Annotated in this window: 2 protein-coding genes; both read left to right on the top strand. The window is 53.8% G+C overall.

Annotated elements, in window-relative coordinates; all coding sequences use genetic code 11:
- Positions 1-77: 77 nt before the first annotated feature.
- On the top strand, positions 78-1,421 hold the full coding sequence (rimO, locus tag Q0418_RS07270) for a 30S ribosomal protein S12 methylthiotransferase RimO (RefSeq protein ID WP_298483477.1): 1,344 nt from the start codon (positions 78-80) through the stop codon (positions 1,419-1,421).
- The gene (pgsA, locus tag Q0418_RS07265; RefSeq protein ID WP_298483476.1) at positions 1,405-1,980 is read left to right on the top strand and encodes a CDP-diacylglycerol--glycerol-3-phosphate 3-phosphatidyltransferase; all 576 of its coding nucleotides are present in this window, start codon (positions 1,405-1,407) and stop codon (positions 1,978-1,980) included. The genes rimO and pgsA overlap by 17 nt, the downstream gene beginning before the upstream one ends.
- Positions 1,981-2,121 lie beyond the last annotated feature (141 nt).

Raw genomic sequence — 2,121 nt, 5'->3', positions numbered from 1 at the left:
ATCTGACAAAAAATCTGACGGCGCATCTGACGCACAATCTTTGTGCGGTATTGCCATAAAAAATTGGAGGTAAACATATGCCAATTAAAGTAGGCATGGTTTCCCTGGGATGTTCCAAGAACCTGGTGGACTCAGAGCGTATGCTGGCGAAGCTGCGTGCGCACGGGTACCAGCTTGTGACAGAGCCGGGCGAAGCTGAAATTGCGATTGTCAACACCTGCGGATTCATTCAGTCCGCCAAGGAAGAAGCCATTGAGACCATTCTGGAACTGGGTGCCTTGAAACAGGACGGCACGCTGAAAAAGATCATTCTGACGGGATGTCTCACAGAGCGATACAAGGAAGAAGCCGCCGAGCTGTTCACTGAGGCAGACGCTGTCATCGGCATCGGCGACAACCGGGATATTGTGGATATTCTTGACCATGTTCTTGCAGGAGAACGTGTCGTGCGGTTCGGGAAAAAGAGTGATGCCGAAATGACCGGCGACCGTATTATCACCACCCTGCCTTTCTTCGCCTATTTGAAAATTGCGGAGGGATGTTCCAACTGCTGCACCTACTGTGCCATTCCCCAGATTCGTGGTCCCTATCGCAGCGTTCCTATGGAGGATGTACTGAAAGAGGCACGCTGGCTGGCGGAGCACCATGTGACAGAGCTGATCGTCATTGCCCAAGATACCACCCAGTATGGCACAGACCTCTACGGGAAATCCCGGCTGCCGGAGCTGCTCCGGGAGCTGTGTCATATTCCGGGCATCCGCTGGGTGCGTGTGCTGTACTGCTATCCCGAGCGCATTACAGACGAGTTGCTGGATGTCTTTGTGGAAGAGCCGCATATGGTACCCTATCTGGATCTGCCCATCCAGCACTGCGACGGGGAAATCCTCCGCCGGATGAACCGTCCGGGAGAGGAGGAGACCCTGCGGAACCTCATTGCCCATATCCGGGAGCGTGTGCCGGATATCACTCTGCGCACCACGCTGATCACCGGATTCCCCGGGGAGACGAAGGAGCAGTTCAACCGTCTGGGAGATTTTGTGCAGGATATGCAGTTCGACCGTCTGGGATGCTTTGCCTATTCCGAGGAAGAGGGCACAAAGGCGGCTGCATACGAGGACCAGATCGACGAAGAAGTCCGTGCCCATCGTGCGGATATCCTCATGGAGCAGCAGGCGGAGGTCAGTGCGGCGAAGAATGCTACCAAGATCGGTACACGCATGACTGCGGTCATGGAGGGGTATGATAAATATGCCGGATGCTATTTCGGACGGACGGCGGCAGATGCGCCGGATATTGACGGCAAGATCTTTGTAAAGAGTGACAACCGTCTCCGGATGGGACAGTATATTACGGTAGAAGTATTTGACACACTGGACTATGACCTGCTGGCGGAGGAGGTAACCGATGAACCTGCCCAATAAACTGACGCTTTTGCGTGTGATTCTGATCCCGGTCTTTCTGATCTGTATTTATGTAAAAGCCATTCCCATGCATTTTCTGCTGGCGCTCATTGTCTTTGCGGCGGCGTCCTTTACGGATATGCTGGATGGAAAAATTGCCCGTGCACGGGGACTTGTGACGAATTTCGGAAAATTTCTCGACCCTTTGGCGGATAAGGTACTGGTCATTACGGCGCTGACTGTATTTGTGGAGCTGGACGAATTCCGCATGTCAGCGATTCCGCTGGTGATCATTACAGCGAGAGAATTCATGGTGTCGGGACTGCGGCTTCTGGCGGCAGAGGAAGGCGTTGTCGTAGCCGCCGGGATCTGGGGCAAGCTGAAAACGGCGTTCACCATGGTATCCATTGTGGGCATTCTGCTGTATCTGTCTCTGGTGGGAGATTTCAGCCTGGCAGTGCCGGAATTTGTGCGGACATGGGTGCTGGGCGGACTCATCTGGATCTCCACCATTCTGACGATCATTTCGGGACTGGTCTATCTCAAGGGCTGCTGGAAGTATATTGACAGTGACAAGTGAGATAATGCATCATTGCGGCAATGGGCTGAAATTACTAAGGGTAGCATTCCAAAAGAAATGGCACCGTTCTGAGAAAGGCAGCCCAGACTGCTGGTCCAGCTGAGCACAGCTGGCGAGGTCCAGGGCGAGTAGCCCTGGCAG

Origin of the sequence: uncultured Ruminococcus sp., assembly GCF_937915125.1 — a bacterium.
Lineage (GTDB): Bacteria > Bacillota > Clostridia > Oscillospirales > Ruminococcaceae > Ruminococcus_C.
Note: the sequence above shows the minus strand (reverse complement) of the source record. Positions and strands in the feature narration are given on the sequence as shown.